Raw genomic sequence first — 22,485 nt, 5'->3', positions numbered from 1 at the left:
GGGTCCGGCACGGCCGCGGTGGCTGGCCGGAACGGGGGGGGCGTGAGCGGCGCCGCCACGGCGCCGGCCGCGGCCAGCGCCATCAATGCGAGCGGCGCCTTCACTGTGCGCCCCACATCGATGCGGACAGCGCCGGCACCTTGCGCACCAGCTCCCTGGCCACGATGCCGGAGAAGCGTTCCGCGCCGAGCGGGCCGAGGTGGGTGTGGTCGAAGTTGGCCCCTAGGCGTGCCAGCTTGTCCGCTTCCTGCGATCCCATCTCCTGCACCGCCGCCAGCGACAGCGCGTTCAGGTCGACCAGCGGCGTATGCGTGGCGCGCGCGATCGTGCGCACGGTGGCGGCCCAGGGCGCCAGGTCATTGTGCACGTAGCCGTCCTTGAAGATGCGGCGCGTCAGCGGTGTCACCAGCACCGGTTCGCCGCCGAGCGAACGGGCTTCTTCCACGTAGCGCTGCATGTTGGCGGGGAATTCGGTGACGTAGTCGGTGGAGCGCCCCGGCTTGCCCGGCTGGTCGTTATGGCCGAACTGGATCAGCACATAGGTCTTGCGGAAGCCCGCGCCCTTGCGCAGCAGTTCCATGACCTCGTCCCAGCGTTTCTCGGCCCGGAAGCTGCCCGAGCTGCGCCCGCCGCGCGCCAGGTTGTGGCAGGCCGTCTCCGGCGTCAGGCGCGCGCACAGGGCGTCGCCGTAGCCGGTGGTGCTGGCCATGGTGGAGTCGCCGACCAGGATCACACGGTCGGGCAGGGCGGCGGCATTGGCGCAGCCGGCGAACAGCAGGGGAAGCAGGCAGGCGAGGGAACGGGCAGGACGTAACATGGGGCGGACTCCTAAAGGTTCGCCAGATTCTATTTTGGCCTGACCAATTTATCAAGCGGTCAGGCCGGGTTGTGGAGGATACCCGTTGTGGCGCCGCCGACACAGCGCATTTGAGATGTCTTGTCATAAGACGTCATACAACTTGTCTTGATATATAATTGTCTTATCTCTCATTCCAAGCTTTATTCACCACATGCTCCCCACCCAGCGCAAGCCCCGTAACCTCGCACAGGGCGTCGTCGAACAGATCAGCAGCAGCATCCGCCAGGGCATCCTCAAGCCGGGCGAAAAACTGCCGACCGAATCCTCGATGATGGCGCAGCACGGCGTGAGCCGCACCGTGGTGCGCGAGGCGATTTCGCACCTGCAGGCCTCCGGGCTGGTGCAGACGCGCCACGGCATCGGGACCTTCGTGCTGGAACGCCCGCAGTCCGGCCTGGGCATCGATGCCGAAAGCATCCTGACCCTGCGCGACGTGCTGTCGATCCTGGAGCTGCGCATCGGCGTCGAGACCGAAACGGCCGGCCTGGCCGCGGTGCGCCGCACCGACGAGCAGGTGCGGGACCTGGGCGTGGCCCTGGCCGAGATGCATGAAGCGATGGCGGTCGGCAGGTCGGCGGTGGATGCCGACAAGCGCTTCCACCTGCTCATCGCGCAGGCCACCGGCAACCGCTATTTCGAAGACATCCTCACCCAGCTCGGCAACGCGATCATCCCGCGCGCGCGCCTGAACACGGTGGAGCTGGAGCAGGACAAGCCGGCCAACTTCAACGAGCGCGTCGGCCGCGAACACGACGACATCTTCCGCGCCATCGAGCGCCGCGATCCGGAGGCCGCACGCGCGGCCATGCGCACCCACCTGTCCAACAGCCGCGAACGGCTGGTGCAGGCGCAGCGCCGGATCGAATCCATGATCAATTAAAAAAAGTCGCACATTCTGCTTGCGAGCTCATCGCTTAGGTTGTACGATGACATACAACTTAGCGCGGTAATCCTTTCTTCACCCGTATTTCACACATCTGTCCTGGAGACTCTGTAATGCAAGCACTCGAACTACAAAAAGTCCTGTCGCACGGCCTGCTGTCCTTCCCGATCACCGACTTCACCGCCGAACTCGAATTCGACCGAGCCGGCTACCAGAAGCGCCTGGAATGGCTGGCGCCGTACGGCGCGACCGCGCTGTTCGCCGCCGGCGGCACCGGCGAATACTTCTCGCTGCATGGCGAAGAGTACAGCCAGATCGTCAAGACCGCGGTCGACACCTGCGCCGGTACCGGCGTCGCGATCCTGGCAGGCTGCGGCGGCCCGACCCGCGCCGCCATCGCCCACGCACAGGAAGCCGAGCGCCAGGGCGCCCAGGGCCTGCTGCTGCTGCCGCACTACCTGACCGAATCCAACCAGGATGGCCTGATCGCCCACGTCGAAGCGGTGTGCCGCTCCGTGAAGATCGGTGTCGTGGTGTACAACCGCGCCGCCTGCCGCCTGAGCGCGGACTCGCTGGCCAAGCTGGCCGACCGTTGCCCGAACCTGATCGGCTTCAAGGACGGCATCGGCGACATCGAACTGATGGTCTCGATCTACCGCAAGCTGGGCGACCGTTTCAGCTACCTGGGCGGCCTGCCGACCGCGGAAGTGTATGCCGGCGCCTACAAGGCCCTGGGCACCCCGGTGTACTCGTCGGCCGTGTTCAACTTCGTGCCGCAGCTGGCAATGGACTTCTACCACGCCACCGCCAGCGGCGACACCGCCACCACCAACCGCCTGCTGGACGAGTTCTTCCTGCCGTACCTGGAGATCCGCAACCGCAAGGGCGGCTACGCTGTCAGCATCGTCAAGGCCGGCGCCCGCCTGGTCGGCCACGGCGCAGGTCCGGTGCGTCCGCCGCTGACCGACCTGACCCCGGCAGAAGACGAAATGCTGCTGGAACTGATCAAGAAACAAAAGAACCCGGTGTAAGCCATGCAGATCACTGGTGAAATGATCATCGGCAGCCAGCTCGTCCGCGGTAGCGCGGGCGAGGTGAAAGCCTACAACCCGTCCACCCGCGGCGAGTTCGAGCCCGCCTTCGGCCAGGCGACCGGCGCCGACGTGGAACGTGCCTGCGAACTCGCAGCCCAAGCGTTCGATCCGTACCGTTCGCTGCCTTTGGCCCAGCGCGCCCGCTTCCTGGAAGCGGTGGCGGAACAGATCCTGGCCATCGGATCAAGCCTGATCGAACGCGCCCAGCAGGAAACCGGCCTGCCGCAAGCCCGCCTGGAAGGCGAGCGCATGCGCACCGTGACCCAGCTGCGCCTGTTCGCGAAAGTGGTGCGCGACGGCCGCTTCCTGGGCGCGACGATCGACAGCGCGCTGCCGGAACGCACCCCGCCGCGTCCCGACCTGCGCCTGGCCAAGATCGGCCTCGGCCCGGTCGTGGTCTTCGGCGCCAGTAACTTCCCGCTGGCCTTCTCGGTCGCGGGCGGCGATACCGCATCGGCACTGGCAGCAGGCTGCCCGGTCATCGTGAAAGCCCACGGCGCCCACCTCGGCACCTCGGAACTGGTCGGCCGCGCCGTCCAGCGCGCGGTGCAGGAGTGCGGCCTGCCGGAAGGCGTGTTCTCGATGATCTTCGGCGACGGCCGCACCGTCGGCCAGCAGCTGGTCAGCCACCCGGCCATCAAGGCGGTCGGCTTCACCGGCTCGCGTGGCGGCGGCACCGCGCTGATGCGCACCGCGGCCGCACGTCCGGAACCGATCCCGGTCTACGCCGAGATGAGCAGCGTGAACCCGGTGTTCCTCCTGCCAGCAGCGCTGGAAGAGGGCGGCTCGCTTCTTGCGAACGGCTTCGTCGACTCGCTGACCCTGGGCGTGGGCCAGTTCTGCACCAACCCTGGCCTGGTGTTCGCGGTCAAGGGCGCGGCCCTTGGCGCCTTCACTGCGGCGGCCACCACGGCGCTGGCAGCCAAGGGCGCGGGCACCATGCTGACCGCCGGCATCCATGACGCCTACAACAGCGGTATCGCACGCTTCGGCGCCGCCAAGGGCCTGCGCCTGGTCGCCCAGGGCGGTACCGAAGGCATCGGCTGCGCTGCGCAGGCTGCGCTGTACGAGGTCGATGCTGCGGACTTCATCGGCAACCCGGAGCTGCAGGACGAGATCTTCGGCCCGGCCGCGCTGGTGGTGCGTTTCGATAGCGAAGAGCAGATGCTGCAGGCGGCTGAACAGCTGCATGGCCAGCTGACCGCGACCGTGCACGCCAAGCCGGCCGACCATGCGCTGGCCGCAAAGCTGCTGCCGGTCCTGGAACGCAAGGCGGGCCGGGTGCTGTTCAACGGCTTCCCGACCGGCGTCGAAGTGTCGCACGCGATGGTCCACGGCGGTCCGTTCCCGGCCACCAGCGACAGCCGCACCACCTCGGTGGGCGCGAGCGCGATCGACCGCTTCCTGCGGCCGGTGTGCTACCAGAACGTGCCGGAAGGCTTGCTGCCGGAGGCGCTTCGCGACGACAATCCACTGCGCCTTGCGCGCGTGCTGGATGGAGACCTGAAAGTCGCAGAGTAATGTGAGGGGGCGCAAGGTTCGACTTTGCGCCCCCTTTTCACCGATTGAAGCACCAGCCGGAGGAGACGCCGGCTGTTTCGTTTGAAAAGAACTGATCCCATGAATCAGCAAGTCATGAGCGCAAATGCGAAGCAACGCGCGGAGCAGGCCCCGGGTCTCACCTCGACGGTGGGCAAGTATCGCTGGACCATCTGCGCCCTCCTGTTCTTCGCCACCACCATCAACTACCTCGACCGCCAGGTCCTGAGCCTGCTGGCGCCGCTGCTTACCAAGGAATTCGGCTGGTCGAACACCGACTACGCCAACATCACGGCAGTCTTCCAGTTCGTCTACGCCATCTCGATGCTGTTCGCCGGCCGCGTGATCGACCGCCTCGGCACCAAGCGCGCCTTCGTCCTCGCCATCGTGGTCTGGTCGATCGGCGCCGTTGCGCACGCCTACGCCATCGGCATCGGCAATGCGGTCAACAGCGTGTTCACCACGCTCGGCCTGGCCGCGGTGCCGGTCTCGATCGTCGGCTTCATGGTGGGCCGCGCGGTGCTGGCGATCGGCGAGGCGGGCAACTTCCCGGCCGCGATCAAGGCCACCGCCGAGTACTTCCCCAAGCGCGAGCGTTCCTTCGCCACCGGCATCTTCAACTCCGGCGCCAACGTCGGCGCGATCCTGGCGCCGCTGACCGTGCCCCTGATCGCCGAGTACTGGGGCTGGCAGGCCGCCTTCATCGCGGTCGGCGCCATCGGCTTCATCTGGATGGGCATCTGGATCTGGCTGTACGACACCCCGGATCGCCAGAAGCGCCTCAGCGCAGGCGAACTGGCCTACATCAACAGCGACAGCGCGCCTGCGGACGCGAACCCGACCGCCGCAGCGGCCAAGCCGAAGGCATCGTGGTTCAAGCTGCTGGGCTACCGCCAGACCTGGGCGTTCGCCTTCGGCAAGTTCATGACCGACGGCGTGTGGTGGTTCTTCCTGTTCTGGCTGCCGAAGTACATGTCGGCGCAGTACGGCCTCACCGGCCCGGAGATGGTCCTGCCGCTGGCTGTCCTGTACAGCATGACGATGGTGGGCAGTATCGGTGGCGGCTGGCTGCCGACCTGGTTCATCGACCGCGGCCACAGCATCTACCAGGGCCGCATGCGCGCCATGTTCACCATCGCCCTGTTCCCGCTGGTGGTGCTGCTGGCCCAGCCGCTCGGCTACCTGGGCTTCTGGATCCCGGTGATCCTGATCGGCATCGGCGCCTCGGCGCACCAGGCCTGGTCGGCCAACCTGTTCACCACCGTGTCGGACATGTTCCCCAAGCACAGCGTCGGTTCGGTGGTCGGCATTGGCGGCATGGCCGGCGGCCTGGGCGGCGTGCTGCTCACCAAGCTGGGCGGCTGGCTGTTTGACTACTACGGCGCCCTGGGTCACCTGGAAACCGGCTACCTGATCATGTTCTCGATCTGCGCGCTGGCCTACCTGACGGCCTGGCTGGTGATGAAGGCCCTGGTGCCGGCACACCGCGAGATCACCGACCTGTAATGGCAGGCATGGAGATCGACCGTATCGAAGGCGTGCATTGCGCCACCGGCGAAAGTCCCACCTGGAACGCGGCAGAAGCTGCGTGGTACTGGGTGGACATCCCGGCGCGCCGCGTCTGGCGCATGGACCACGCCACCAGCGCGCTGCGCCACTGGGAAGCGCCCGAGATGGTGGCCTGCATCGCAGGCGCCGTCGACGGCAGCCTGGTGGCCGGCATGGAAACCGGCATCCATCGCCTGGTCCTGGGCGAGGACGGCAAGGCCGAGGCCACGCGCCTGGCCGCGCCGTCCGCGCTTGAGCTGGGCGAAGGCATGCGCTTCAACGACGGGCGCTGCGACCGCCAGGGCCGTTTCTGGAGCGGCACCATGTTCATGGACATGGGCGCGGCGCGCGCGGTCGGCGGCCTGTACCGCTACAGCGCGGGCGAAGGGCTGCACGGTCCGGTCGTGAGCGGCCTGCTGACGCAGAACGGCCTGGCCTGGTCGCCCGACGGGCGCACCATGTACCTGTCGGATTCGCATCCGCAGCGCCGCACCGTGTGGGCCTTCGACTACGACGTCGAGCAGGGCATCCCGCACAACAAGCGCGTCTTCCTCGACCTGAGCGGGCAGAAGGGCCGCCCGGACGGCGCCGCGGTCGATGTCGACGGCTGCTACTGGACCTGCGCCAACGACGGCGGCCTGGTACAGCGCTTCACGCCGGGCGGGAAGCTGGACCGCGAGATCGCGCTGCCGATGGCCAAGCCTTCGATGTGCGCCTTCGGCGGGCCGCAGCTCGATACCCTGCTGGTGACCTCGATCGACTCGGGCTCGGGCGGCGAGGCGGGTTCGGTGGTGCTGCTGCGCCCGGGTGTGCAGGGCGTGGCGGAAACGCCCTTCGGCGCAAGCCGCGCCTGATTCGACCGCATTTGTCGACATCCTGGCCTCCACGCGCTAACCTGTACGGTTTCGTGTGGAGTGCTGAAAACATATGCAGGACAAGAGGGAAGCGAAAGGCATCCTGCCACCGCTGCCGACGCCGGCGACGACGCCGGAAGACGCGGCAGCCAGGAAGCTGGCGCAGGAAGAGCGCGACGCCGCGGTGCGCGGCGTCGTCTCGATCGCCGCGATGCGCCAGGCCGTCAAGGACCATGCGCGCGGCCTGCCGATCCCCTCCGAGGTGCCGCGCCTCAAGCGGCTGGACGCGGCAGCCTTCGCGGCGCGCGCCGCGCAAGGACTCCCCTTCATCATGACCGGCCTGGTCGATCGCTGGCCCCTGTGCAGCCTTACCCCGCTCGAGCTGCGCGAACGCTACGGCGATCTGCCGGTGCGCGCCCGCGTCGGCGACTACATCCGGCAACCCTTCCGGGCTGACCGCCCGATGCGCGACATGTCCTTGCGCGCCTACCTCGACCTCGAGCCCGAACGCATCCACGGCGCCGGCGAGCCGCCGCCCTATGTCGGCAACCTGGAACTGCGCGAGCTGAACCGCCTGTGCCACTGGCCGGCCTATTTTCGCAAGATGGGGCCGCCCCGTTTCTGGCTCGGCCCGGTGGGCACGATGACGCCCCTGCATTGCGACTTCGACGACAACATCTTCGCGCAAATCTGGGGCACCAAACGCATCTTTCTGGCGCCGCCTCACCACGACGCCTTCCTGTATGCGAACGAAGCCAATCCGGTCCTGTTCGGTTCACCCGTCGACCCGGAGGCGCCGGACTTCGACGCGTATCCGCTGGCGCTCCAGGCGGCCACGGTCGAGTGCATCGTCGCGCCGGGCGACCTGCTGTACGTGCCGGCCGGCTGGTTCCACCAGGTGCGGGCGCTCGAATTCTCGCTCTCCTCGAACCGCTGGGCGCGAGGCATACCGCTGGCGCTCGGGGCTAATGCACCGTGCGCGCGTACTGCGTGAAATGCTCGGCGCTGAGCGCGTGCTGGTACAGAAAGCCCTGGTAGATGTAGCAGCCGGCGTCCGACAGGAACTGGCGCTGGCCCGGCGTCTCGACGCCTTCCGCGATCACCTGCAGGCCCAGGCTCTCGCCCAGCGCGATGATCGAGCGCACGATGGACGCGTCGTTCTGGTCGGTCAGCACGTCGCGCATGAAGGACTGGTCGATCTTGAGCTGGTCGAGCGGCAGCTTGCGCAGGTAGGCCAGCGACGAGTAGCCGGTGCCGAAGTCGTCCAGCGAAAAGCTGATGCCGCGCTGCTTCAGGGTGGCCATGGTATGCGCGGTGTGGCTGAAATCGCGCACCACCAGGCTTTCGGTCAGCTCGAGCTTGAGGCTGGACGGCTGCACCCCGGTTTCTTCGAACACCTGTTGCAGCATCGGCACGAAGTCGGGCTCGATGAACTGGCCGGCGCTGACATTGACCGACATCGTCAGCCCGGCGGTGTCCGGATAGTGCTGCCAGCGCGCCAGCTCGGCGCAGGCGGTGCGCAGCACCCAGCGTCCGATGTCGATGATCAGGCCGCTCTCTTCAGCAGCCTGGATGAACTCGGCCGGGTACAGCAGCCGACCGTCCGGCAGGCGCCAGCGTAACAGCGCTTCGGCGCCGATCACACGGCTGCTGCGGTCGAGCTGCGGCTGGTAATGCAGTACGAACTCGTTGTCGCGCAGCGCACGCCGCATCGCGCCTTCCAGCTCGGCCCGAGCCGACCACGCCGCCTGCACCGCGGGGTCGTGGAAGCGGTAGGTGTTGCGCCCGCAGGCCTTGGACTGGTACATCGCGGCGTCGGCCTGGCGCAGCGTCGACTCGACCGTGTCCACGGTACCGCACAAGGTGGTCACGCCGACGCTGACCGAGACCGAATACATCATGTCGGCCAATTGGAAGGGCGCCGCCATTGCGGCCACCACCTTGCTGGCCACCGTCTCGGCCTGGGCCGCCGCGCCCTCGCGCGTGTCTTCCACAGGCTGGATCAGGATCACGAACTCGTCACCGCCCAGGCGCGCTACCATGTCGGCCTCGCGCACGCAGTGCTCGAGGCGGCGTGCCACCGCCTGCAGCAGCAGGTCGCCGGCGGCGTGCCCCTGCGAGTCGTTCAGGTATTTGAAATTGTCGAGGTCGCAGAACATCAGGGCGCCGCACTTGCGCGTGCGCGCACTGCCCAGCAGGGCGCGGCGCAGATGGTCGAGCAGACTGGCGCGGTTCGGCAGGTCGGTCAATGGGTCGAAGAAGGCAAGTCGGTAGATCTTCGCTTCATTGTGCTTGCGTTCGCTGATGTCGGTGCTGATCACCAGAATCTTCTGCGGCGCGCCCGACTCGCGGTCGTTGGCCATCAGCGTCCAGCGGGTATCGGTCTCGATGCAAACGCCGTCGCGGCGCAGGTGCGACAACTCGCCCATCCACCCGCCGTTGGCGAGTGTGTTCTCGTAGGCTGCGTGGTAGGCTGGCAGGTTCTCGCAAAGTAAATCGGAGAATTTCTTGCCACGTGCTTCGGAAGCGCTCCAGCCGTAGAGCCGCTCTGCGCCGTGATTCCAGTAAGTGATGCGCGAATTCAGGTCCATCGCGATGATCGCATCGCGCGCCTGCTGCAGGTAGGAAGCCTGTTCCTGCACCAGCAGGTTGGCATTGCGCAGTTCCGTGTAGTCGAACATGAAGCCTTCAAGGATCTTGCCCCGTCCCTGAGGCGGTGCTGCTCCCTGTTCATAGACCCATCGTGTTTCGCCGGTGGCGCAGCGGATGCGGTAGGTCAGCTTGAAGGCGCGTCCCTGCTGCAGTGCCAGGGCGACGCTGCGTTCGGCGCCGGCGCGGTCGTCCGGATGGATCAGGCTGGCGAAATTCATGCCTGGACGCGCCAGGAATGCGGCTGCCGGATAACCAGTCAACTTCTCCACACCGGCGCTGATGAATTCCATCGTCCAGTCGGCATCGTAGCGACAGCGATAAGCGACTCCAGGCAAGTTCTGGAGCAACAGCTCGAGCGACAACGCGTGTGCGTCGCCAAGAGCAGGCAATTGCGGTCCGTCAAGGGCGCTCATCCAACCTCGCGAAATGGTCTGAGATAACCGCTATTTTTAGTTATAAGAGTTGAGTAACTATCCTAGCGCAAAATCACGTTGTATTGACGCGGCACGATTGAAATTAGAAAAGTCTGTTGTAACGAAATCAGTGTTGCATGGGAAAGCGCGCCACCGGCCGGCGGCGCGCCTGGAGGATCAGAACGCGGCGATGCCGGTCTGTGCGCGGCCGAGGATCAGCGCGTGGATGTCGTGGGTGCCTTCGTAGGTATTGACCACTTCGAGGTTGACCATGTGGCGCACGATGCCGAACTCGTCCGAGATGCCGTTACCGCCGAGCATGTCACGTGCCGTGCGGGCAATATCCAGTGACTTGCCGCAGGAGTTGCGCTTCATGATCGAGGTGATCTCGACGGCGGCGGTGCCTTCGTCCTTCATGCGGCCCAGGCGCAGGCAGCCCTGCAGGCCGAGGGTGATTTCGGTCTGCATGTCGGCCAGCTTCTTCTGCACCAGCTGGTTGGCGGCGAGCGGCTTGCCGAACTGCTTGCGGTCCAGCACATACTGGCGCGCCGTGTGCCAGCAGTCTTCGGCAGCGCCGAGCGCGCCCCAGGCGATGCCGTAGCGCGCCGAGTTCAGGCAGGTGAACGGGCCCTTCAGGCCGCGCACGTCCGGGAAGGCGTTTTCTTCCGGGCAGAACACCTCGTCCATGACGATCTCGCCGGTGACCGAGGCGCGCAGGCCGAACTTGCCGTGAATGGCGGGAGCGCTCAGGCCCTTCCAGCCCTTTTCCAGCACGAAGCCGCGGATCGCGCCTTCGTCGTCCTTGGCCCAGACCACGAACACATCGGCGACCGGCGAGTTGGTGATCCACATCTTGGAACCGCTCAGCGAATAGCCGCCCTCGACCTTGCGGGCGCGGGTGACCATCGAGGCCGGGTCGGAGCCGTGGTTCGGCTCGGTCAGGCCGAAGCAGCCGATCCATTCGCCGGTGGCCAGTTTCGGCAGGTATTTCTGCTTGGTTTCCTCATTGCCGAATTCAAAGATCGGCACCATCACCAGCGAGGACTGCACGCTCATCATCGAGCGGTAGCCGGAGTCGACGCGCTCGACCTCGCGTGCGATCAGGCCGTACGAGACGTAGTTCAGGCCCGGGCCGCCGTATTGTTCCGGGATGGTCGGGCCGAGCAGGCCGAGTTCGCCCATTTCGCGGAAGATCGCGTTGTCCATGCGCTCGTGGCGGAAAGCCTCGAGGATGCGCGGCTTGAGCTTGTCCTGGCAGTAGCTCGCCGCAGCCTCGCGCACCATGCGTTCTTCATCGGTGAGCTGGCTGTTCAGCAGCAGGGGGTCGTCCCAGTGGAAGGCGGCTTTGCGGGGCGAATCGGAATGGCTCATGGATCTTCCTGTCTCGATAGGTTCTTGTACGAGGCGCACGCCAGTCTGGAGGCCGCGCCATAGCTTGACCATTATAAGAATGGTGCGCCGCCGTATCTTTTGAATCTGCGACAAGCATTTTCATTTTTGCTCGGTCGGAAATTCGCGCGCCGACGATGGCGGATTATTGCGTAAACGATACTGCTTGCACCAGGCCGGCATTGCGCAGGCGCAGCATGTCGCGTGTCGGCGCCGAGCCGAAATGGCGCGCATATTCACGGCTGAACTGCGAGGGGCTGGCATAGCCGACACGCTGGCAAGCAAGTCCGGCATCCATGCCGGTCGACAACATCAGGCGGCGTGCTTCCTGCAGGCGCAGGGTCTTCTGGAACTGCAGCGGGCTCATCGAGGTCAGCGACTTGAAGTGCTCATGCAGGGAGGAGGGACTCATGTGCGCCAGCTCGGCCATGTCGTCGATGCGGACAGGCCGGTCGTAATGCCGGCGGATCCAGTCCACTACCTTGCCGATACGGTGCGACTCGACGCGGCCGAGCTGGGCCAGGCGTGCGCCAAAGGGGCCGCGCAAGAGGCGCAGCATGATCTCGTCGATGGCCAGCGGCGCCAGCAGGGCGGCATCCTCGGGCTGGCCGGCCAGCGCCATCAAACGCGCCGCGGCGTCGACGATGGCCTCGCCCGCCTGCGCCACGTACACGGCACGCCTGTCGCGAACGGCCGGTACACCTTCCGGATAGGCCTTCAGGATCAGTTCCGCCAGCCGTTGCTGGTCGAAATCGAGCCGGAAGGACAGGTAGGGCGCGGCCACGCTGGCTTGCCTGATCATGGCGGCGATCGGCAGGTCCAGCGAAAAGATCATCATGCGCGAGGGATCGTATTCGTAGGACTCTTCGCCCAGCATGACCGTCTTGGCGCCCTGCGCAACGATGCACAGGGCAGGGCGGTGCAGGCCATGCACCAGTTCCGCGCTGGTGGTCGAAGCGCGGATGGCATGTACGCCCGGAATGCAGGTCTCGAAAGAACCGTCCTGCGGCGCATTGGCAAGCAGGCTCCGCGCCAAGCGCGCAAGCGCGGGCATGGCCGGCTGCTGGGGCGGCTCGCTTGTCCGGACACCGGCAAGGATGGGGAGCTGGTCGGGCGAGTTCATGGCTTCATGGCGCTATCGGTCGCAGGATACCATCAGTTCCCGGTGCTCAGGCATCGTGGTCGGTCGAGCGCGACAGTCCAGCCAGGGCGTTCAGCTCGGTCAAGCGGGCGTCGATCTCGGATTGTGCCATGGCGAGTGCATCGCTTCCGGCAAGAAAATGTTTCGGCGGATTGTCCATCCCGGCCAGGTGCACCACCAGCTTGGCGAGCTTGGCCGGATCGCCCAGCTGCTTGCCGTGGTAGGCACCATACGCGTTCGCGACCGAGCCGTGGCCCGCATAATCGTCGATCACCTTCTGGCCGTAGCGCACCGAGCTCTGGTCGAGGAAGTCGGTACGGAAGAAGCCCGGCTCGACTGTGCTCACCTTGATGCCGAACTTGGCCAACTCCAGCCCGAGCGAAGAAGACAGGCCTTCGATCGCATACTTGGTGGCGCAGTAGACCGAGGCGCCGTCGAAGCCGGTGACGCCGGCGATCGAGCTGATGTTGACGACGTGGCCCGCGCGCTGGCGGCGCAACACCGGCAGGGCGGCACGCAGCACGTGCATCACGCCGAATACATTGACCGTGAACTGCTGTTCGATGTCGGCCGGGGACAGCTCCTCGAAGTTGCCCAGCAGCCCATAGGCGGCGTTGTTGACGAGCACGTCGATGCGGCCGAAGCGAGCGACGGCGGCCTCGATGGCGGCCATGGCTTGCGTTTCCTTGGCGACGTCGAGTTCGACCAGTTCGACCTGCTCCGAATCGACCGAGGCGAAGGTGGATGTCAGCTGTGCAAGGCTGCGAGCCGCCGCAACAACGCGGTCGCCATTTGCGATAGCTGCATGAGCAATTTCCGCGCCGATGCCGCGGCCGGCGCCCGTAATGAACCAGACTTTGGACATGATCTCTTCTCCATGATATGCCGCTTGACGCGGCGTTAAGGTGAAGAGAATGGTAGGGCGCGGGACCCGACGGGATTTGCCTAGAAATCCGGAGAGCTGGCGTGATCCTCGCCAGCTGCACGGGAAACGTTCTTAAACGGCCGCTCTATCCGGTTGCACCGAATCGCCCGCCATGGAACAGCAGCGCCGATTGCGGATGCACGGCGCATTCCTCGACTTCGCCCACGAAGATGACGTGGTCGCCTTCCGGATAGCGGCTGCGGTTGTGGCATTCGAACCAGGCCGAGACGCCCTTCAGGATCGGCAGGCCGGTGCGCGACAGTTCGTATTCGACGCCGGTGAAGGGATCGTCGATGCTGCGGCGCGAAAAGCGCAGCGCCAGGTCCTGCTGGCCCGCGCCCAGCACGTTGATGACGTAATGCGAGTTGCCGCTGAAGATGGGCAGGCTGTTGGCGCCGGCGCCCAGGCTCCACAGGACGAGCGGGGGCTCGAGCGAGACCGAGTTGAAGGAACTGGCGGTCAGGCCGCGGAAAGAGCCGTCGGCAAGGCGCGTGGTGATGATGGTGACACCGGTGGCGAATTGCGACAGGGCGTGGCGAAAATGCGCCGAGTCGAAACCGCGCGTCGTGGCACGGGGAGAGCGTGTATTCATTGGATCGCCATTATGCCACTGTCGGGCGGCCGGCCGGGTATTGATCCCGAGCGCACTGCATGAAAGTGCGCTTTGCGTTACATTAAGAACTATCGAATCTGACGAAATAGCAAAGGTGCGTGCAATGAGCGAACAAAGCGGGAGGGAGGTAGCCATCCTGGGTGGCGGATGCTTCTGGTGCCTGGAAGCGGTCTACCTGGAAGCGCGCGGCGTGACGCGCGTGGAATCGGGCTACATGGGCGGCCACGTCGCCAATCCGAGCTACGAACAAGTGTGCGCGGGCACGACCGGCCACGCCGAGGTGGTGCGGCTCGAGTTCGACCCAACGGTGATCAGCTACCGCGACATCCTCGAGATCTTCTTCACGATCCATGATCCGACCACGCCTGACCGCCAGGGCAACGATGTCGGCCCGCAATACCGTTCGGTGATCTTCACCACCTCGCCGGAGCAGGAGGCGACGGCGCGCAAAGTGATGGCCGAGATGGCGGCGGTATGGGATGCGCCGATCGTGACCCAGCTGTTGCCCCAGGAGACCTGGTACAAGGCCGAGGACTATCACCAGAATTATTTTGCGCAGCATCCGCTGCAGGGCTACTGCGCCTTCGTGGTGGCGCCGAAGGTGGCGAAGTTCCGCAAGACCTTCAGCGAGCGGCTCAAGTAGCGTACATGTACTTGCGCGACCACGGCAATTGCTCGACCTCTCCATCCGCCTTGCCGCACACGATCTGGTACAGGCTGATCCTCCCGTGCGCGAAGGCGTAGGCGCAGCCCGCCAGGTAGACGTGCCAGATGCGGAAGCGCTTCTCGTCCGTCAGCGTCCGGATATGCTCGGCATTGCCTTCGAAATTGTCGGTCCAGATCGCGCAGGTCTTCGCGTAGTGGCGCCGCAGGTTTTCCACGTCGCGCACCTCCAGTCCGCCTTCCTGCATCGCCCGCACCACCGTGGCCAGGTGGGCCAGCTCGCCGTGCGGGAACACGTACTGGTCGATGAATTCGCCGCCGCCGTAGGGCGTGGCGCTGTTGTCGACATTGGTGGTCGTGATGCCGTGGTTCATCACTATGCCCCCCGGGGCCAGCAGCCGGTTCACGCGTGAAAAATATTCCGGCAGGTGCTGCACGCCGACGTGTTCGAACATGCCGACGCTGGTGATGCGCTCGAAGCTGCCGTCGACGTCGCGGTAGTCCTGCAGGCGAATCTCGACCTGTCCCTGCAATCCGGCCCGTTCGACGCGCTCGCGCGCAAGCCGGGCCTGGTTCTCGGACAGCGTCACGCCGACGCAGCGCGCGCCGAAGGCCTGGGCCGCGCGCAGCACCAGCGCACCCCAGCCGCAGCCGATGTCGAGCAAGGTCTGTCCGGGCCGCAGGTCGATCTTGCGCAGGATGTGGTCGATCTTCTTTTGCTGGGCCGTGGCCAGGTCTTCGTCGCCGTTCTCGAAGTAGGCGCAGGAATACACCATGGCCGGGTCGAGCCAGGCCGCGTAGAAATCGTTGGAAACGTCGTAGTGGTAGCGGATCGCTTCGGCATCGCTCTCGCGCGTGTGCGGGACCGCGCGGCGCAGCATGTCGCCGAGGCGGCCGCGTCCCTTGTCCAGGCTGGCCGCCAGCGCGTTGCCGACGTTGATGATGTCGGCCGCCCGTCCCTTGATGTCGATCGCTCCCTCGACGTAGGCCCGCCCCAGGTTGTACAGCGAGGGCGAGCGCAGGTAGCGCAGGGCGGAGCGGTCGGGCACGCGGATGGTGACCCGTGCCGGCTCGGAGGAAAACTCGAGTTGGCGGCCATCCCACAGTTCCACCCGCAAGGGCAGGGACAGCTTGTCACGCAGGCCTGCACTCCAGGCCGACAATACCATTTGCTCGAACACGCTCACCTCCGGCATAGGTGGCCGGCGTGCCGCGCAGATGCGAGCTCGCGCTGCGGCCGGCCTAGGGTTGCAAACGCAGGCGGGTCCAGCTGCCGTCTTCCTGACGCTCGTAGACGATGCGGTCGTGGAAGCGGGAGCGGCGCCCCTGCCAGAATTCCAGGCGCTCGGGCACGAGGCGGAAACCGCCCCAGTTGCCCGGACGCGCCGGATCATCTCCAGCTTGCCGTGCTACGGCTTCGTAGTTCTGTTCCAGCTCAGCGCGGCTGCCGATTGGAGCGCTTTGACGAGAGGCGATGGCCGACAAACGGCTTTTCAGCGGCCGGCTGCGGAAATACCGGTCGCTTTCTTCGTTTGAGGTGCGCTCCACACGTCCTTCGATGCGCACCTGGCGTTCGAGTTCGCTCCAAAAGAACAACAAAGCGGCGTATTGATTATCCTCCAACTCCTGGCCTTTGCGGCTGTCGTAGTTGGTGTACCAGGTGAAACCGCGTTCGTCGAACTGCTTCACCAGCACGATGCGCGAACTCGGACGGCCGTTGGCGGCCACCGTGGCCACCGACATGGCGTTCGGCTCGTTCACCTCGGCCTTCAGCGCCTGCTCGAACCATTGCGTGAACTGGAGCATCGGGTCGTCCATCACCTCGTTCTCGTTCAGGCTGGCCTGGCCGTAATCCTTGCGCAGGTCGGCGACGGCCTGGCCGATGGCCGGGGCAGGGGAGGTTTCTCCGATGCCGCGGCGCGCCTGCATCGCCTTGCCCAGCTGGGCCATCTGTTCCGGGCTGAACAGACGCAGGGCCATCGGCGCCATCGTGCCTTCTTCGCGTTCCATGTGGGAAAGATAGCGCTGGCTGAAACGCTGCACCGCGCTGGCCGACAGCACCGCGGACTGGCCTTCGGCGATCGCGGTCAGTTGCTCGTGCAAATCCTGCCAGAGCGCGTCCATGTCCTTGTGGTCCTGCAGGATCACCGGCGCCAGCGCCTGCAGGGTGGCGGCGTCCTCGCCTTGCGCCACGGCGCGCAGCATCGGGATCAGGTCCTGTTCCTCGTCGTCGTGGTGCAGGTGGGCCGCCTTCTCGAAGTATTTCAGCACCGCTGCCGCGGCCTGGCGCGCCTGTTCGTCGGCGCCGAATTCCGGCAGGTGGGCGAGCAGCTTGTCGAGGGTCGCCAGCTGCTTGCGGATGCGGTCATGGCAGTGCTTGAGGACGGCGATCGGCTGGTCGAAATCGGGGGCGGTGTCGTGGAGGTTGAGAGTCATGGGGCGTTTTGTTGACACACGAGAAGAATTTGGTTGACTAGAAGCTATTTTAGTGCAGATGCGCAATCGAGGTCCGTTAAAATGGCGGGATGAACCTGACCGATACCCCTACTCTTGCAGCTACCCTGGACGACGAAGTCGACTTTGCGCGCCGCTTCGGCGGGATCGCGCGCCTCTATGGCGAGCGTGCCCTCGAACGCTTCCGTGCGGCGCACGTTTGCGTGATCGGTGTCGGCGGCGTCGGTTCCTGGATCGTCGAGGCGCTGGCACGCAGCGCCGTCGGCCACCTGACCCTGATCGACCTCGATAACGTGGCCGAATCGAACATCAACCGCCAGCTCCAGGCGCTCAGCTCGACCATCGGGATGCCGAAGATCGAGGCGCTCAAGGAACGCATCGCGCAGATCAACCCGTCTTGCCGCGTCACCCTGGTCGAGGACTTCATCGATCCGGAGAACATCGAGACGATGATCGCCGGCAAAGGTTTCGACTACGTGGTCGATGCCATCGACGGCGTCAAGTCGAAGGCGGCCCTGATCGCTTACTGCAGCGCCAGGAAGCTGCCCCTCATCGTCATTGGCGGCGCCGGCGGCCAGCTAGATCCGACCAAGATCGAAGTGCGCGACCTGGCCCGCACGGAGCAGGAACCGCTGCTGAAGAAAGTGCGCAAGATCCTGCGCGCGCAGTACGGCTTCGCCAAGGGTGAAAAGAACAAGTACCACATCGATGCCGTGTTCTCGATGGAGCCGCTGCGCTACCCGGATGCCGGCGATGCCTGCGCGATCGATGCAAACAGCGTCACCGGCCTGAACTGCGCCGGCTTCGGCTCCAGCATGGTGGTCACGGCCACCTTCGGCATGGTCGCGGCGGGCCACCTGCTGCGCAAGCTGGCCGATGCGGCGAACGCCGAGCCGGTGGACGCGCTCGATGTTGTTGCTCAAGCGCAAACTGTGCAAGCCGAAGCGGCCTTGCTATCATAGGATCAGTTATTGATCACTTTGATGGAAGAACCCACATGATCCGTCGTACCGCATTCGCAGCACTGCTGCTGGCCGCCGCTGCCGGCGCCACCGCCCAGGACAGCGCCACCCAGCAACAGGACGCGTCCAAGCCCACCACCCAGCCTGCGCCGGAGCAGCAGAACGTCCCGCAGGCGACCCAGCCGCAGACGGTCCAGCCGCAGGCCGAGCCGGTCGTGCCGGCCGCGCCCACCCCGCAGGTCGAGATCATCGACCGCGTGGTCGGCAAGGGCAAGGAAGCCAGTGTCGGCAGCAAGGTCCTGGTCCACTACACCGGCTGGCTGCACAAGCCGCTCGCGCCCAAGCAGCGCGGCAAGAAGTTCGACTCCTCGCTCGACCGTGGCGACCCGCTCGAGTTCCAGCTCGGCGCCGGCATGGTCATCAAGGGTTGGGAGCAGGGCGTGCAGGGCATGAAGGTGGGCGGCAAGCGCACCCTGGTCATCCCGAGCGCACTGGCCTACGGCAAGCGCGGCGCCGGCGGCATGATTCCGCCCGATGCCGATCTGATCTTTGATGTGGAACTGGTGAACGTCAAGTAAAGTCAAATCCAACGATAAACGGGAGACCGGCATGCGCATTGCGAACGACGTTACTGAACTGATCGGCAACACCCCCCTCGTACGAATCCGCAGGCTGGCCCCGAATGGCGGCGCCGAGATCCTCGGCAAGCTGGAATACCACAACCCGGCGCACAGCGTGAAGGACCGCATCGGCCTGGCCATGATCGAGGCCGCCGAGCGGGCCGGCATGATCAAGCCCGACACCGTCATCGTCGAACCCACCAGCGGCAACACCGGCATCGCGCTCGCGATGGTGTGCGCCGCGCGCGGCTACCGCTGCAAGCTGGTGATGCCCGAGACCATGAGCAACGAGCGGCGCATGCTGCTGCGCGCCTATGGTGCCGAGCTGGTGCTCACGCCGGGCAGCGAAGGCATGCTGGGCGCGATCCGCCGCGCCGAGGAACTGGTGGCCGCCGATCCGAACTGCTTCATGCCGCAGCAGTTCAACAATCCGGCCAATCCGGAAATCCACCGCAATACCACCGCCGAGGAAATCTGGCGCGACACCGACGGCCGGGTCGACATCCTGGTGGCCGGCGTCGGCACCGGCGGCACCATCACCGGCGTGAGCGAAGTCATCAAGGCGCGTAAACCCGGCTTCCAGGCCATCGCCGTGGAGCCGGAAGCCTCGCCCATGCTGTCGAAAGGGACCAAGGGACCGCACCCGATCCAGGGCATCGGCGCCGGCTTCGTGCCGGCGGTGCTCAACACCGGCGTCTACGACGAAGTGATCACCGTGAAGAACGAGGATGCCTTCGAGACGGCGCGCGCCGCGGCGCGCGAAGAGGGACTGCTGGTGGGGATTTCGTCGGGCGCCGCCTTGTGGGCGGCGGTGCAGGTGGCGCAGCGGCCGGAGAATGCCGGGAAGCTGATCGTGACCATCATTCCCTCGTTCGGCGAGCGCTACCTGAGTACGGCGCTGTACGCCAACCTGGCCGGCTAGGACTCACCGGCCCGGCTGCACTCAGTGCGCATGGGCATGGTCATGATCATGTTCGTGGTCATGACCATGATGGTCGCCCAGCGCACACCCATGATGCGTCGTTCCTTCCTCCACCTGCAGCGTGCAGTGGTGGATCCCGAAGTCGCTGCGCAGCTTGTCCACCATCTCGTCCAGCACACGGTCCCCCGGATATCCGCCCGGCATTACCACGTGCGCCGTCAGCGCGTTCTCGGTCGTGCTGATCGCCCAGATGTGCAGGTCGTGCACTTCCTTCACGCCCGGCTGGTTGCAGAGGAAGTCGCGCACCGCGTTCGCATCCACGCCGGGCGGCACCGCCGCCATCGACAGCAGCACCGATTCGCGCAGCAGCGACCAGGTGCCGATCACGATCACGACCACGATCGCCAGGCTCACCGCCGGGTCGACCCAGGTCCAGCCGGTGCCCATGATGAGCAGGCCCGAAATCACCACGCCCAGCGACAGCGCGGCGTCGGCCGCCATGTGCAGGTAGGCGCCGCGCAGGTTCAGGTCGCTCTTGCTGCCGGCCATGAACAGCCAGGCCGAGAAGCCGTTGATCAGAACGCCGATCCCCGCGACGATCGACACCGTCATGCCCTGTACCGGCGCCGGTTCGGTGAAGCGCTGCACCGCTTCCAGGGCGATGGCGCCGCAGGCCGCCATCAGGAGCAGGCCATTGCCCAGCGCCGCCAGGATCGAGGAGCCGCGCAGGCCGTAGGTGTAGCGGTGCGTCGGCGCGCGCTTTGCCAGCGCCGCCGCGCCCCAGGCCAGCACCAGGCCGAGCACGTCGGACAGGTTGTGGCCGGCGTCCGCCATCAGCGCGGTGGAGTGGGCGATGAAGCCGTAGGTGAACTCGATGGCCACGAACAGCGCGTTGAGGCCGATGGCCAGCGCAAAGGCGCGCTCGTGCCCGGCCGGATCGGGCATGTGGTGATGGTGGTGGCCAAAACCATGGTGGTGGCCATGATCGTGGTCGTGATCATGGTGGTCGTGCGTGTGGGTGGTGCTCATGCGTCCATTCCGTTGATTGGTTCAGCGATGTGTTCGAACATGTTGGCGAGCAGGCTGCTGATGTGGGCATCGGCAGCCGAGTAGAAGACCTGCTTGCCCTGGCGCTCGGCCTTGACGATGCGGGCCGCGCGCAGCAGGCGCAGGTGGTGGCTGACCAGCGAACTGGACAAATCGAGCGAGGCGGCGATGTCGCCCACCGCGGTCGGCTGCGCCAGGCAGGCCAGCACGATGCGCAGGCGGGTGGCGTCGCCGAGCAGGTGGAACAGGTCGGCCAGTTCTTCGACGGCGCCGGCCGCGTGTTCGAATTCGGTAGGTGTAGTCATGTTTAACATGTGAAGATTTGTTCATATGTTAGGCGAAATGCTCGTGACCGGCAAGCAGTACGGCCGCTGAAAATTGATGCGATTGCGCAATGACTTGTCGGATCAGTCCGGTATGTTGGCCGATGTACTTTTATTTTCAGACCGTCCGCCGAGGATCGCGGACTTACCGAAGAATAGCTTTCCCTCATGACCACGATACTGGCGGAACAAATTGCCGTCGAGCTTGCCCGTTTTTCAAGCACGACAAGGCTCTATGAGCTGAGCGTCGACGACAGCAGCGCTGGCCTCAGTACGAAAGAGCTGTTGGTCGAGGCTTTCCTGGCCGATGAGGCCTTGAACGAGCTCGATGTCTGAGACCTCATTGTCCTGTCGACCAATGCCCATATAGAGCTGGAAAAACTGCTGGGACAGTCGGCAAAACTGCAGATCGCCTTGGCCAACGGTAGCCGCACCAGCTTTACTGGAGAGATCAGCGAAGTAGCAATGCTTGGGAGCGACGGTGGCCTTGCCCGCTATCGGGTGCGCATCTCGCCATGGCTATGGCGTCTTGGCCAGGTACGCAACAGCCGCGTGTGGCAGGACAAGACCGTGATCGGGATGGTCGACTCGGTGTTTGACTGGCGAAGGACATCATCATGAGGACGAACATGCTCAAGCCGATCTGGAAATATGCTGTACCGGTGCTGGTCTGCCTGTTGATTCAACCCGCTCTCACCGCGTGTAGTGAGTCAACAAACGTGGACGTCAATCTTCATGGCGTCAACCACACCGTGGATACCTTCAGTTATTCCGTCAAGAATCCGGCCCTCAAGGACCAGCCCGGTGCCGGCGGAGAACTGATCGATCCGTATGGGGTTGGGGGGACAACCTGCTGTGCGACGCTGCCCAAGACCTGGCGTCCCGGTATCAAACTGCAGGTGAACGCAACCCACTGGGTAGACAGGGGGCTGGAGAATGGGCTGCTTGAAGTTAAGGAGACACACCTCGTCGAGGTCCCGCAATACCCCGACGGCAAGCCTGGTGAGCTGTGGGTGCTGCGTACCCCGGACGGTACGGTCGCTATCGTATCAAGTGACTTTCAGCCCGACCATCCGAATTGGCCAGGGAAAATAAAAGGCTGGCCGGTTCCCTCTCATGAGTATCGCCTAGAACGGTGGAAAATTTTTCTAAATTATCACCTTGCCAGCGTGGATGCTGCGCTATCCCTACTTCATGATTTGGAAGAGGATCCGAAGAAGGGGTGTATAGAAGCGTGGGAACATGCAAAACAATATGATCGTGACAGTATTAAAGCGTTTACTGGTCCGGAAGACCCACGATATCTTGTGCAACTTAAAAAAGACTACGAAAAATTCTTTGAGAACAGCAAGAACAGAGTAAATCAAGTTATGGAGGAGAAGCCATGACAATGATGCTTGCTCCATTAGTAGGCGAAAACTTTTCCTCTGTGGTCGATCCGAGCATATTTTTTTCAAAGAAGGAAATAAGGGACATGTCGGAACGCTATGATATACGGGAGCGTCCGCCAATTGGAGTTCCGGAGAAATCGTGCAATACAAACTTGTTCTTTGGCTTTTTTTTTTGACGGTACCAAGAATAACT

Annotated in this window: 24 protein-coding genes; 14 read left to right on the top strand and 10 right to left on the bottom strand. The window is 64.8% G+C overall.

Annotated elements, in window-relative coordinates; translation table 11 throughout:
- Nucleotides 1-100: 100 nt before the first annotated feature.
- Nucleotides 101-817, bottom strand: coding sequence for a rhamnogalacturonan acetylesterase (locus B2R83_RS06755; protein ID WP_292039458.1), 717 nt, complete (start codon nucleotides 815-817; stop codon nucleotides 101-103).
- 193 nt (nucleotides 818-1,010) lie between these two features.
- On the opposite strand from B2R83_RS06755, the gene B2R83_RS06750 reads away from it, so the two are divergent.
- The 6 genes from B2R83_RS06750 to B2R83_RS06725 all read left to right on the top strand — a co-directional run bounded on the left by B2R83_RS06750 (nucleotide 1,011) and on the right by B2R83_RS06725 (nucleotide 7,771).
- Nucleotides 1,011-1,739, top strand: a complete 729-nt coding sequence (locus B2R83_RS06750) for a FadR/GntR family transcriptional regulator (protein ID WP_209587230.1) — start codon at nucleotides 1,011-1,013, stop codon at nucleotides 1,737-1,739.
- 116 nt (nucleotides 1,740-1,855) lie between these two features.
- Nucleotides 1,856-2,773: a 5-dehydro-4-deoxyglucarate dehydratase gene (gene kdgD / locus B2R83_RS06745; RefSeq protein WP_292039454.1), complete on the top strand. Its 918-nt coding sequence runs from the start codon at nucleotides 1,856-1,858 to the stop codon at nucleotides 2,771-2,773.
- Nucleotides 2,774-2,776: 3 nt separating this feature from the next.
- On the top strand, nucleotides 2,777-4,357 hold the full coding sequence (locus tag B2R83_RS06740; RefSeq protein ID WP_292039452.1) for an aldehyde dehydrogenase (NADP(+)): 1,581 nt from the start codon (nucleotides 2,777-2,779) through the stop codon (nucleotides 4,355-4,357).
- A gap of 99 nt (nucleotides 4,358-4,456) precedes the next feature.
- Nucleotides 4,457-5,881 carry an MFS transporter gene (locus tag B2R83_RS06735; RefSeq protein WP_209587233.1) on the top strand — a complete coding sequence of 475 codons (1,425 nt, stop codon included), beginning with the start codon at nucleotides 4,457-4,459 and terminating at the stop codon, nucleotides 5,879-5,881.
- Nucleotides 5,882-5,889: 8 nt separating this feature from the next.
- Nucleotides 5,890-6,777, top strand: coding sequence for an SMP-30/gluconolactonase/LRE family protein (locus B2R83_RS06730; RefSeq protein WP_292039466.1), 888 nt, complete (start codon nucleotides 5,890-5,892; stop codon nucleotides 6,775-6,777).
- A 73-nt stretch (nucleotides 6,778-6,850) separates the two neighbouring features.
- Entirely contained in the window at nucleotides 6,851-7,771 is a 921-nt protein-coding gene (locus B2R83_RS06725) for a cupin-like domain-containing protein (RefSeq protein ID WP_292039449.1), read from the top strand.
- On the opposite strand, the gene B2R83_RS06720 is transcribed toward B2R83_RS06725, so the two are convergent.
- From B2R83_RS06720 to B2R83_RS06700, 5 genes are all read right to left on the bottom strand, one after another.
- The gene (locus B2R83_RS06720; protein ID WP_209587235.1) at nucleotides 7,743-9,719 is read right to left on the bottom strand and encodes a putative bifunctional diguanylate cyclase/phosphodiesterase; all 1,977 of its coding nucleotides are present in this window, start codon (nucleotides 9,717-9,719) and stop codon (nucleotides 7,743-7,745) included. The genes B2R83_RS06725 and B2R83_RS06720 overlap by 29 nt on opposite strands.
- Nucleotides 9,720-10,019: 300 nt before the next feature.
- Complete coding sequence (locus B2R83_RS06715) at nucleotides 10,020-11,213, bottom strand: acyl-CoA dehydrogenase (protein ID WP_209587236.1); 1,194 nt, start codon at nucleotides 11,211-11,213, stop codon at nucleotides 10,020-10,022.
- Nucleotides 11,214-11,376: 163 nt separating this feature from the next.
- Complete coding sequence (locus B2R83_RS06710) at nucleotides 11,377-12,354, bottom strand: AraC family transcriptional regulator (RefSeq protein WP_292039444.1); 978 nt, start codon at nucleotides 12,352-12,354, stop codon at nucleotides 11,377-11,379.
- A 46-nt stretch (nucleotides 12,355-12,400) separates the two neighbouring features.
- Nucleotides 12,401-13,237: an SDR family NAD(P)-dependent oxidoreductase gene (locus tag B2R83_RS06705; protein ID WP_292039442.1), complete on the bottom strand. Its 837-nt coding sequence runs from the start codon at nucleotides 13,235-13,237 to the stop codon at nucleotides 12,401-12,403.
- A gap of 145 nt (nucleotides 13,238-13,382) precedes the next feature.
- The gene (locus B2R83_RS06700) at nucleotides 13,383-13,889 is read right to left on the bottom strand and encodes a flavin reductase family protein (RefSeq protein ID WP_036213102.1); all 507 of its coding nucleotides are present in this window, start codon (nucleotides 13,887-13,889) and stop codon (nucleotides 13,383-13,385) included.
- A gap of 124 nt (nucleotides 13,890-14,013) precedes the next feature.
- Here B2R83_RS06700 and msrA point away from each other — a divergent pair, with 124 nt between their 5' ends.
- Nucleotides 14,014-14,553, top strand: coding sequence for a peptide-methionine (S)-S-oxide reductase MsrA (gene msrA / locus B2R83_RS06695; protein WP_036213099.1), 540 nt, complete (start codon nucleotides 14,014-14,016; stop codon nucleotides 14,551-14,553).
- Here the strand turns inward: msrA and B2R83_RS06690 are convergent.
- Together B2R83_RS06690 and pdxH are read right to left on the bottom strand one after the other, a co-directional pair.
- Nucleotides 14,546-15,754 carry a class I SAM-dependent methyltransferase gene (locus B2R83_RS06690; protein WP_292039434.1) on the bottom strand — a complete coding sequence of 403 codons (1,209 nt, stop codon included), beginning with the start codon at nucleotides 15,752-15,754 and terminating at the stop codon, nucleotides 14,546-14,548. The genes msrA and B2R83_RS06690 overlap by 8 nt on opposite strands.
- 61 nt (nucleotides 15,755-15,815) lie before the next feature.
- Nucleotides 15,816-17,009: a pyridoxamine 5'-phosphate oxidase gene (gene pdxH, locus B2R83_RS06685; RefSeq protein WP_292039432.1), complete on the bottom strand. Its 1,194-nt coding sequence runs from the start codon at nucleotides 17,007-17,009 to the stop codon at nucleotides 15,816-15,818.
- An 89-nt stretch (nucleotides 17,010-17,098) separates the two neighbouring features.
- Here pdxH and tcdA point away from each other — a divergent pair, with 89 nt between their 5' ends.
- From tcdA to cysK, 3 genes are read left to right on the top strand one after another with little or no spacing between them, the layout of a single operon-like run.
- Nucleotides 17,099-17,989, top strand: a complete 891-nt coding sequence (tcdA, locus tag B2R83_RS06680; protein ID WP_292039428.1) for a tRNA cyclic N6-threonylcarbamoyladenosine(37) synthase TcdA — start codon at nucleotides 17,099-17,101, stop codon at nucleotides 17,987-17,989.
- 35 nt (nucleotides 17,990-18,024) lie between these two features.
- Nucleotides 18,025-18,567, top strand: a complete 543-nt coding sequence (locus tag B2R83_RS06675; protein ID WP_027865485.1) for an FKBP-type peptidyl-prolyl cis-trans isomerase — start codon at nucleotides 18,025-18,027, stop codon at nucleotides 18,565-18,567.
- A gap of 31 nt (nucleotides 18,568-18,598) precedes the next feature.
- Entirely contained in the window at nucleotides 18,599-19,531 is a 933-nt protein-coding gene (gene cysK / locus B2R83_RS06670) for a cysteine synthase A (protein ID WP_036213091.1), read from the top strand.
- Nucleotides 19,532-19,552: 21 nt separating this feature from the next.
- Here the strand turns inward: cysK and B2R83_RS06665 are convergent, their stop codons facing one another.
- Both B2R83_RS06665 and B2R83_RS06660 read right to left on the bottom strand, forming a co-directional pair.
- A complete protein-coding gene (locus B2R83_RS06665) occupies nucleotides 19,553-20,560 on the bottom strand; it encodes a cation diffusion facilitator family transporter (RefSeq protein ID WP_292039421.1) in 1,008 nt (335 codons plus the stop codon).
- On the bottom strand, nucleotides 20,557-20,883 hold the full coding sequence (locus B2R83_RS06660; protein WP_036213087.1) for an ArsR/SmtB family transcription factor: 327 nt from the start codon (nucleotides 20,881-20,883) through the stop codon (nucleotides 20,557-20,559). Before B2R83_RS06660 ends, B2R83_RS06665 begins: the two co-directional genes overlap by 4 nt.
- Before the next feature lie 186 nt (nucleotides 20,884-21,069).
- On the opposite strand from B2R83_RS06660, the gene B2R83_RS06655 reads away from it, so the two are divergent.
- The 4 genes from B2R83_RS06655 to B2R83_RS06640 are packed head-to-tail and all read left to right on the top strand — an operon-like array spanning nucleotide 21,070 to nucleotide 22,468.
- The gene (locus tag B2R83_RS06655; RefSeq protein ID WP_292039418.1) at nucleotides 21,070-21,237 is read left to right on the top strand and encodes a hypothetical protein; all 168 of its coding nucleotides are present in this window, start codon (nucleotides 21,070-21,072) and stop codon (nucleotides 21,235-21,237) included.
- Between the two features lie 6 nt (nucleotides 21,238-21,243).
- Complete coding sequence (locus tag B2R83_RS06650) at nucleotides 21,244-21,522, top strand: phage late control D family protein (RefSeq protein ID WP_349681044.1); 279 nt, start codon at nucleotides 21,244-21,246, stop codon at nucleotides 21,520-21,522.
- A gap of 8 nt (nucleotides 21,523-21,530) precedes the next feature.
- A complete protein-coding gene (locus B2R83_RS06645; RefSeq protein ID WP_292039416.1) occupies nucleotides 21,531-22,289 on the top strand; it encodes a DUF3304 domain-containing protein in 759 nt (252 codons plus the stop codon).
- A complete protein-coding gene (locus B2R83_RS06640; protein ID WP_292039469.1) occupies nucleotides 22,286-22,468 on the top strand; it encodes a hypothetical protein in 183 nt (60 codons plus the stop codon). Before B2R83_RS06645 ends, B2R83_RS06640 begins: the two co-directional genes overlap by 4 nt.
- Nucleotides 22,469-22,485: the final 17 nt, after the last annotated feature.

Origin of the sequence: Massilia sp. UBA6681, from assembly GCF_002454935.1 — a bacterium.
GTDB lineage: Bacteria > Pseudomonadota > Gammaproteobacteria > Burkholderiales > Burkholderiaceae_D > Telluria > Telluria varians.
This window is presented reverse-complemented; position numbering and strand designations above follow the sequence as displayed.

Bases quoted from the DNA above. Each gene is read 5' to 3' on its own strand.
- B2R83_RS06755 (WP_292039458.1), bottom strand. From the start codon at position 817: ATGTTACGTCCTGCCCGTTCCCTCGCCTGCCTGCTTCCCCTGCTGTTC.
- B2R83_RS06750 (WP_209587230.1), top strand. From the start codon at position 1,011: ATGCTCCCCACCCAGCGCAAGCCCCGTAACCTCGCACAGGGCGTCGTC.
- kdgD (WP_292039454.1), top strand. From the start codon at position 1,856: ATGCAAGCACTCGAACTACAAAAAGTCCTGTCGCACGGCCTGCTGTCC.
- B2R83_RS06740 (WP_292039452.1), top strand. From the start codon at position 2,777: ATGCAGATCACTGGTGAAATGATCATCGGCAGCCAGCTCGTCCGCGGT.
- B2R83_RS06735 (WP_209587233.1), top strand. From the start codon at position 4,457: ATGAATCAGCAAGTCATGAGCGCAAATGCGAAGCAACGCGCGGAGCAG.
- B2R83_RS06730 (WP_292039466.1), top strand. From the start codon at position 5,890: ATGGAGATCGACCGTATCGAAGGCGTGCATTGCGCCACCGGCGAAAGT.
- B2R83_RS06725 (WP_292039449.1), top strand. From the start codon at position 6,851: ATGCAGGACAAGAGGGAAGCGAAAGGCATCCTGCCACCGCTGCCGACG.
- B2R83_RS06720 (WP_209587235.1), bottom strand. From the start codon at position 9,719: ATGGAATTCATCAGCGCCGGTGTGGAGAAGTTGACTGGTTATCCGGCA.
- B2R83_RS06715 (WP_209587236.1), bottom strand. From the start codon at position 11,213: ATGAGCCATTCCGATTCGCCCCGCAAAGCCGCCTTCCACTGGGACGAC.
- B2R83_RS06710 (WP_292039444.1), bottom strand. From the start codon at position 12,354: ATGAACTCGCCCGACCAGCTCCCCATCCTTGCCGGTGTCCGGACAAGC.
- B2R83_RS06705 (WP_292039442.1), bottom strand. From the start codon at position 13,237: ATGTCCAAAGTCTGGTTCATTACGGGCGCCGGCCGCGGCATCGGCGCG.
- B2R83_RS06700 (WP_036213102.1), bottom strand. From the start codon at position 13,889: ATGAATACACGCTCTCCCCGTGCCACGACGCGCGGTTTCGACTCGGCG.
- msrA (WP_036213099.1), top strand. From the start codon at position 14,014: ATGAGCGAACAAAGCGGGAGGGAGGTAGCCATCCTGGGTGGCGGATGC.
- pdxH (WP_292039432.1), bottom strand. From the start codon at position 17,009: ATGACTCTCAACCTCCACGACACCGCCCCCGATTTCGACCAGCCGATC.
- tcdA (WP_292039428.1), top strand. From the start codon at position 17,099: ATGAACCTGACCGATACCCCTACTCTTGCAGCTACCCTGGACGACGAA.
- B2R83_RS06675 (WP_027865485.1), top strand. From the start codon at position 18,025: ATGATCCGTCGTACCGCATTCGCAGCACTGCTGCTGGCCGCCGCTGCC.
- cysK (WP_036213091.1), top strand. From the start codon at position 18,599: ATGCGCATTGCGAACGACGTTACTGAACTGATCGGCAACACCCCCCTC.
- B2R83_RS06665 (WP_292039421.1), bottom strand. From the start codon at position 20,560: ATGAGCACCACCCACACGCACGACCACCATGATCACGACCACGATCAT.
- B2R83_RS06660 (WP_036213087.1), bottom strand. From the start codon at position 20,883: ATGACTACACCTACCGAATTCGAACACGCGGCCGGCGCCGTCGAAGAA.
- B2R83_RS06655 (WP_292039418.1), top strand. From the start codon at position 21,070: ATGACCACGATACTGGCGGAACAAATTGCCGTCGAGCTTGCCCGTTTT.
- B2R83_RS06645 (WP_292039416.1), top strand. From the start codon at position 21,531: ATGCTCAAGCCGATCTGGAAATATGCTGTACCGGTGCTGGTCTGCCTG.
- B2R83_RS06640 (WP_292039469.1), top strand. From the start codon at position 22,286: ATGACAATGATGCTTGCTCCATTAGTAGGCGAAAACTTTTCCTCTGTG.